The organism is Geodermatophilus sp. SYSU D00079 (assembly GCF_054050635.1).
On the sequence record NZ_JBJGZS010000054.1, the window covers coordinates 1 to 6,849 of the forward strand.

At 73.6% G+C, this 6,849-nt stretch carries 6 protein-coding genes; 1 reads left to right on the forward strand and 5 read right to left on the reverse strand.

Annotated features, from left to right (window positions below; genetic code table 11):
- Positions 1 to 40: 40 nt before the first annotated feature.
- The 4 genes from ACI79E_RS22195 to ACI79E_RS22210 all read right to left on the reverse strand — a co-directional run bounded on the left by ACI79E_RS22195 (position 41) and on the right by ACI79E_RS22210 (position 5,306).
- The gene (locus ACI79E_RS22195) at positions 41 to 1,264 is read right to left on the reverse strand and encodes an aldose epimerase family protein (RefSeq protein ID WP_456934749.1); all 1,224 of its coding nucleotides are present in this window, start codon (positions 1,262 to 1,264) and stop codon (positions 41 to 43) included.
- 339 nt (positions 1,265 to 1,603) lie between these two features.
- Positions 1,604 to 3,493, reverse strand: coding sequence for a translational GTPase TypA (gene typA / locus ACI79E_RS22200; RefSeq protein WP_456934750.1), 1,890 nt, complete (start codon positions 3,491 to 3,493; stop codon positions 1,604 to 1,606).
- 101 nt (positions 3,494 to 3,594) lie between these two features.
- Entirely contained in the window at positions 3,595 to 3,948 is a 354-nt protein-coding gene (locus ACI79E_RS22205) for a hypothetical protein (protein ID WP_456934751.1), read from the reverse strand.
- A 20-nt stretch (positions 3,949 to 3,968) separates the two neighbouring features.
- Complete coding sequence (locus ACI79E_RS22210; RefSeq protein WP_456934752.1) at positions 3,969 to 5,306, reverse strand: DUF4232 domain-containing protein; 1,338 nt, start codon at positions 5,304 to 5,306, stop codon at positions 3,969 to 3,971.
- Positions 5,307 to 5,494: 188 nt separating this feature from the next.
- Between ACI79E_RS22210 and ACI79E_RS22215 the strand changes: the two genes are divergently transcribed.
- A complete protein-coding gene (locus tag ACI79E_RS22215; RefSeq protein ID WP_456934753.1) occupies positions 5,495 to 5,923 on the forward strand; it encodes a nuclear transport factor 2 family protein in 429 nt (142 codons plus the stop codon).
- A 138-nt stretch (positions 5,924 to 6,061) separates the two neighbouring features.
- On the opposite strand, the gene ACI79E_RS22220 is transcribed toward ACI79E_RS22215, so the two are convergent.
- Positions 6,062 to 6,622, reverse strand: a complete 561-nt coding sequence (locus ACI79E_RS22220) for a YceI family protein (RefSeq protein WP_456934754.1) — start codon at positions 6,620 to 6,622, stop codon at positions 6,062 to 6,064.
- Between the last annotated feature and the right edge of the window lie 227 nt (positions 6,623 to 6,849).

The window sequence follows — 6,849 nt, forward strand, 5'->3', positions numbered from 1 at the left end:
GTGCCCGTCCGCGGGCGTCCCCGCGGACGGGCACCGCCGCTCAGGAGGACAGGTCGAAGACCGTGGTGCTGTCGTAGGTATCCCCCGGGCGCAGCTCGGTCGACGGGAACTCCGGCTGGTTCGGGGAGTCGGGGAAGTGCTGGGTCTCCAGCGCCAGGCCGTCGCCCTGGCGGTACACGGTGCCGCCGGTGCCCACGAGCGTGCCGTCCAGGAAGTTGCCCGAGTAGAACTGCAGGCCCGGCTCGGTGGTGGAGATCGTCAGGGTGCGGCCGCTGCCGGGGTCGCGCAGCACCGCTGCCTGCTCGAGGGCGTCCTCGCTGTCCGAGCCCTCGCGGGCGCCGTCGTCCTCCCGGTCCAGCGCCCAGTTGTGGTCGTAGCCCTGGCCGTACAGCAGCTGCTGGTCGTCCTCGCGGATGCGCGCACCGATCGCGGTGGGCTCGCGGAAGTCGAACGGGGTGCCCTCGACCGAGGCGATCTCACCGGTCGGGATGAGCGTCGCGTCGACCGGGGTGTACCCGCTCGCGTCGATCTGCAGCTCGTGGTCGTAGATGGACCCGGAGCCCTCCCCGGCGAGGTTCCAGTAGGTGTGCTGGGTGAGGTTGACGACGGTCGGCGCGTCGGTGGTGGCCTCGTAGTGCACGGTCAGCCGCGACTCGGCGTCCAGGCTGTAGGTGACGGTGGTGGTGAGGGTGCCGGGGAAGCCCTGGTCGCCGTCGGGGCTGACCAGGCGCAGCTCGAGGGCGGCCACCTCGCCGTCGCTGACGTCGGTCGCCTCCCACACCTGGTCGTCGAAGCCGGTCGGCCCGCCGTGCAGGGTGTTGGGACCGTCGTTGAGCGGCAGCTGGTAGGTGGCGCCGTCGAGGGTGAAGGTGCCGCCGGCGATGCGGTTGCCGTAGCGGCCGATGAGCGAGCCGAAGTACGGGTCGGCGTCGCTGACGTAGCCGGCCAGGTCGGCGAAGCCCAGGACGACGTTCTCGACCTCGCCCTCGGCGTCGGGCACCTCGAGGGTCTGGATGACGCCGCCGTAGGTGAGCACGCGGACCGTCATGTCGCCGTTGACGAGGGTCCACCGCTCCACGGCGACGCCGTCGGGCGTGGTGCCGAACGGCTCGACGTCGGTGCTCGGACCGCCCTCGACGGTGGCACCGGCCGGGCCGGCGAGGCCGACGGCGAGCAGGCCGGCGCCGACGGCGACCAGGCCCCGGGAGCGACGTCGTCCGCGCGTGGGCGGGGTGGACGGGAGGGGCTGCGGGCGTCCAGGCATGGGGACTCCGATGTCCGTGACGGTCCACCGGCGTCGTCGCGCGGTGGCGGGGGCACCGCAGGAGCAGGGAGGGGTGGGAGGTGCCCCGAGAAGCGGTCCGAGGACGTGCAGGAACGCTAGGGAGGCGGCCGGAGGGGTGTCAACGCCGGGCCGGGAACGGGGACGGCCGAGGGAGCGGTCCTCCGCGTCGTCGACGGCGTGTCGTGCACGCGTCGCGACGGACCTGCTCCCTCGGCCGTCAGCCGTCCGCGCTGGTGCACCCAGCGCGGACGGCACCGCCTCGGAGGCGCGGTGTGGGCACACACCGCCACCCGCCTGCCCTCCGACGGAGGGCCCCGCTCAGAGCTTCGGCTTGCGGTTCTTGGCCTTGCCGCGCTCGCTCTGGTCGAGGATCACCTTGCGCACGCGGATCGCGGCCGGGGTGACCTCGACGCACTCGTCCTCGGCACAGAACTCCAGCGCCTGCTCCAGGTTCAGGATGCGCGGCGGGATCAGCCGCTCGAGCTCCTCCGCGGTCGAGGACCGCATGTTGGTGAGCTTCTTCTCCTTGGTGATGTTGACGTCCATGTCGTCGGGGCGGGAGTTCTCGCCGACGATCATGCCCTCGTACACCTCGGTGCCCGGGGCGACCATCATCGAGCCGCGCTCCTGCAGCGAGAACATCGCGTACGACGTCGCCACGCCCTGCCGGTCGGCGACCAGCGAGCCGGTCGGCCGGGCGCGCATGTCGCCCAGCCACGGCTCGTAGCCCTCGAGGTTGTGGTTGAGGACGCCGGTGCCGCGGGTCTCGGTGAGGAACTCGGTGCGGAACCCGATGAGGCCGCGGGAGGGGACGACGTACTCCATCCGCGCCCAGCCGGTGTCGTGGTGGACGAGGTTCTCCATGCGGCCGCGGCGGGTGGCCAGCGCCTGGGTCAGGGTGCCCACGTACTCGCCGGGGGTGTCGATGGTGACCCGCTCGACCGGCTCGTGCAGCTTGCCGTCGATCTCCTTGGTGACGACGGTCGGCCGGCCGACGGTGAGCTCGAACTCCTCGCGGCGCAGCTGCTCGACGAGGATCGCCAGCGCGAGCTCGCCGCGGCCCTGCATCTCCCAGGTGTCGGGCCGCTCGGTGGGCAGCATGCGCACCGAGACGTTGCCGACCAGCTCCTGGTCGAGGCGGTTCTTGATCAGCCGGGCGGTCAGCTTCTTGCCCGACTTGCCGGAGATCGGCGAGGTGTTGATGCCGATGGTGATCGAGATCGAGGGCTCGTCGACGGTCAGCGGCGGCAGCGGGCGCGGGTCGTTCGGGTCGGCGAGGGTGTCGCCGATCATGATCTCCTCGATGCCCGCGATGGCGACCAGCTCGCCGGGGCCGGCGTGGTCGGCCGGGGTGCGGGTCAGCCCCTCGGTGACGAGCAGCTCGGTGATCTTGACGTTCTTGACCGAGCCGTCGGTGCGGCACCAGGCCACCTGCTGGCCGCGCTTCATCTCGCCCGAGTGGATGCGCAGCAGCGCGAGGCGGCCGAGGAACGGCGAGGCGTCGAGGTTGGTCACCTGCGCGCGCAGGGGCTCCTCGGCGTCGTAGGTCGGCGCCGGGATGGTGTCCAGCAGCGTCTTGACCAGCGGCGCGAGGTCGGGGTTGTCCGGGTCGGTGCCGTCGGCGGGGCGGTTGAGCGACGCCTTCCCCGCCTTGCCGTTGCAGTAGACGATCGGGAACTCGAGCGCGTCGGTGTCCAGGCCGTTGTCCTCGAGCAGTTCCATGAACAGCTCGTAGGTCTCGTCGACCACCTCGCCGATGCGGGCGTCGGAGCGGTCGGTCTTGTTGACCACGAGGATGACCGGCATCCCCTTGCCGAGCGCCTTGCGCAGCACGAAGCGGGTCTGCGGCAGCGGGCCCTCGGAGGAGTCCACCAGCAGGACGACGCCGTCGACCATCGACAGGCCGCGCTCGACCTCGCCGCCGAAGTCGGCGTGGCCAGGGGTGTCGACGATGTTGACGACGACGGGGTTGCCGTTCTCGTCGGCCAGGTGGATGGCGGTGTTCTTGGCGAGGATGGTGATGCCGCGCTCACGCTCGAGGTCCATCGAGTCCATGACGCGGTCCTGCGTGGAGTCGTTGTCCGTCCCCTCGCCCTTGGCGCGCCCGAGGGCACCCGCCTGGCGGAGGAGGGCATCGACCAGGGTCGTCTTGCCGTGGTCGACGTGGGCGATGATCGCCACGTTGCGCAGGTCGTCGCGGGTGGGCATGCGGAGAGGCACCTCGGGAGAGCTCAGGGGGTCGGCGCGTCCACGCGCCCAGACACAGGTGGTAACGGCCACCGGGCCGGTGACCTTCCCATGTTAGGCGCTCACCGCTCGGCGATCTCCGCCTGCGGGCGGTCGGCCAGCGCGAACGTCACCCCTGCGGCGGTGATCGTGACCAGACTCACCGCCAGCCACGCGGCCATGCCCACCCCGAGGGAGAGCACGTGGGCCAGCACGAAGGCGGCGACGTAGAGGGCGCCGAGCCCCAGTGCGACGGCCCAGCCGCGACGCGCGACCCACAGCCGGGCCGCGGCGAGCCCGCCGAGGGCGAACACCGCACCACCGAGCGCGCGGACCCCGGTGGCCTGCGCGATGCCGAAGCCGGCCGCCAGGCCCACGGCGACGAGGACGGCGGACGGGAAGCGGGTCTGCACGCGGGCGAGGGTGGAGGTCGACATGTCCCCCAGTGTCCCTCCGCTCAGTTCCCGGGCGGCGCCCACGGGGCGATCCCCCACGCGCCGCCGTCGGCGAGGTCGAACGGCGCGCCGGGCGGTCCGCCGACGATCCCCGCCTCGACCGCCGGGGACGCCGGGTCGAGGGCCACGGTCACCGACTGCGGCGTCTCGGCGTCGGCCCAGCCGGCGTACGTCCGCCAGGTCAGCAGCGCGGACGCGGTGCCGCCCGGCACCAGGCCGACCCGCTGCGCCACGGCCGGGCCGCCGGTCGGGCCGTTCCCCGGCTCGACGGTGAGCGACAGCGGGCGCCCGCCCTGCAGCAGGGTGACCACGGGCACCCCCTCGACCCAGCACGCGACGTCGCCGGTGTTGTGGGCCTGCACGCTCGCCGCCCGGGCGCCCAGTGCGGCGTCGAAGCCGACGACGGTGAGGTCGAGGTCCTCCGGCGTGCAGCGGAGGTCGGCCGCCACCGGCGGTGGCGGCGGCGTGGTCACCGGCGCCGGGAGCGGCGGGGGTGGGGACGGCGCGGGCGCGGGAGGCGGGGCGGGGATCCGCCGCTCCTCGGGCAGCGGGGGATCCCCGGCCACGAGGGCCGACACCCCGAGCCGCAGCAGTGCTCCCCCTCCGCCGAGGACCAGGAACGCGCACAGCGCGAGGGCGAGGAGGCCGCAGACGCGACCCGCCCGGGCCACCCGGCGGGCGCCGGGCACCGACCCGGCGGTCGGCCGGGCGACGGCCACCCCGAGCGCCACCAGCACGCCGTCGGCCACCGCGAGCGCCCCCCAGTCGCCGAGGTGCACCCAGCCCGCGCCGAGCGCGGTCAGCACGAGGCCGGTGGCGGCGGCGCTGACCGCCAGGCCGGTGACCGCGGCCCGGCGGGGGGAGGTCGCCGGGCCGCCCACGGCGGCATCGACCGCCGCGAGCACCGTGGCCTGCGCGAGCCAGACGGCGAGGACCACGGCCGGGACCGCGTGCGCGCCGGACAGCAGCACCGCGGCCAACGCCGGCAGGCTGCCGACCAGGACCAGCAGGCTCGCCACCACACCGCCGGCAGCGGCGTGCGCAGGGGCCGGGAGCGGACGGCCCCGTGGGCTGGGCCGCGCCGGCAGGGCGAGCACCGTGAGCACCGTCGCGGCGAGGACGAGGGCGCCGCCCACGCCCACCCAGGCCCACAGGTGGGCCAGCGCGGCCTGCGCACCGGCCGGTGAGCAGGCCCCGGCACGTGCGCACGGCGGCCCGTCGTCCGGGTCGAACCAGCCGGGCCGGTGGCGGGTGCTGGACCACGCAGCCCCGGCCATCACCAGCCAGCCGAGGACGCCGGCGACCCACGCGCCACCCGCGAGGAGGCGCTGCCGCTCCACCGCACCGCCTCCCCCGAGCCCCCGGTCGGGGTGGATCCTGCCGCAGCACAGCTCGATCCGGCCGACAACACGAGGGGCGCCCGGAGCGGGCCCGTGGACCACGGGGATCGCCCAGGATGGCGCCGGCACCAGACAGGTGCGGTCGGGCCGGCCGCCCGACCCGTTCCCCCTCCGAGGAGGTACCGACGGTGGAGACGAACCGGGAGATCGTGACCGAGGCCTTCGACGCGTGGTCGGCCGGCCGGGGGCACGTCTCGAGCATCTTCGCCGACGACATGACGTGGGAGATCGTCGGCCGGTCGCACGCCGCCGGCACCTACGGCAGTGCGCAGCAGTTCAGCGAGGAGGTCCTGCGCCCCTTCGGGGCACGGTTCCGGCCGGACGCGCCGTTCCGTCCGGTCACCGTCCGCGGGGTCCATGCCGACGGCGACACGGTCGTCGTCCTGTGGGACGGCGAGGGCACCACCACGGCCGGGACGCTGTACCGCAACACCTACGCCTGGTTCCTGACCCTCCGCGAGGGCAAGGTGGCCCACGGGACGGCCTTCTACGACAGCATCGCCTTCGACGAGCTGTGGGAGGGCGTGTCGCCGGACGGCGCCGGCCGGTCGACGTGACGCGCGGGCCGGACCCCCGGCCTGCGCCAGGACACGACGAGGGCCCCGGGCGGTGCGCCCGGGGCCCTCGTGTCGTCGGCCTCCCCACGGGGTCCCGCCGCGAGCCTGTGAGCGGCGGTAGGGCAGGGAGGTCCTCCCTCAGGCGGTGCGGAGCACGGCCTCGATCTCGAGCTCGACGGTGATCTTGTCGCCGACGACGACGCCGCCGCCGTCCATCGGCATGTCGATGTCGACGCCGTACTCCTTGCGGGAGATCTCGGTCTTCGCGGAGAAGCCGGCGCGGGTGCCGCCGTAGGCGTCGGGGCCGAAGCCGTTGAGCTCCAGCTGCAGCTCGACCGGCTTGGTGATGCCCTTGATGGTCAGGTCGCCGACGACCGTCCAGTCGGCACCGTCGGTGCGGACGGCGGTCGAGCGGAAGGTCATCTCGGTGTGGTTGCCCACGTCGAAGAAGTCGGCGGAGCGGATGTGCGCGTCACGCTGCTCCTGACGGGTGTCGATGGAGTCCATGTCCACCCGGGCGGTGACGCTGGACTGGGTGGGGTCCTCGGCGGTGACGATCTCGCCGGAGAACTCGCGGAAGTAGCCGCGGACCTTGCTGACCATCATGTGGCGGACGGAGAAGCCGACCGTGGAGTGGCTGGCGTCGATGTCCCAGGTGCCGACGACGTAGCCGGGGATCTGGGTGGCGGTGCTGGTCATGGGAGCCTCCGAGAACTGGTTGAGCGTTTGACCTTCTGCCGGACCGCAGCATAGTTGAGGGCTCATCTATTCCGCCAGTACCCTGGGGGCATGACCGCGCACGTGTCCACCTCTGCGGAGGGCCCGGCCCAGCAGGCGGGCAGCGGGGGGCCCCGCCCGCTCGCCGAGGAAGATCACCCGGCCAGGCGCGCGTGGGTCTTCAAAAAACTGCTTGTGCATGAACCGCA

Bases quoted from the DNA above. Each gene is read 5' to 3' on its own strand.
- ACI79E_RS22195 (WP_456934749.1), bottom strand. From the start codon at position 1,264: ATGCCTGGACGCCCGCAGCCCCTCCCGTCCACCCCGCCCACGCGCGGA.
- ACI79E_RS22205 (WP_456934751.1), bottom strand. From the start codon at position 3,948: ATGTCGACCTCCACCCTCGCCCGCGTGCAGACCCGCTTCCCGTCCGCC.
- ACI79E_RS22220 (WP_456934754.1), bottom strand. From the start codon at position 6,622: ATGACCAGCACCGCCACCCAGATCCCCGGCTACGTCGTCGGCACCTGG.
- typA (WP_456934750.1), bottom strand. From the start codon at position 3,493: ATGCCCACCCGCGACGACCTGCGCAACGTGGCGATCATCGCCCACGTC.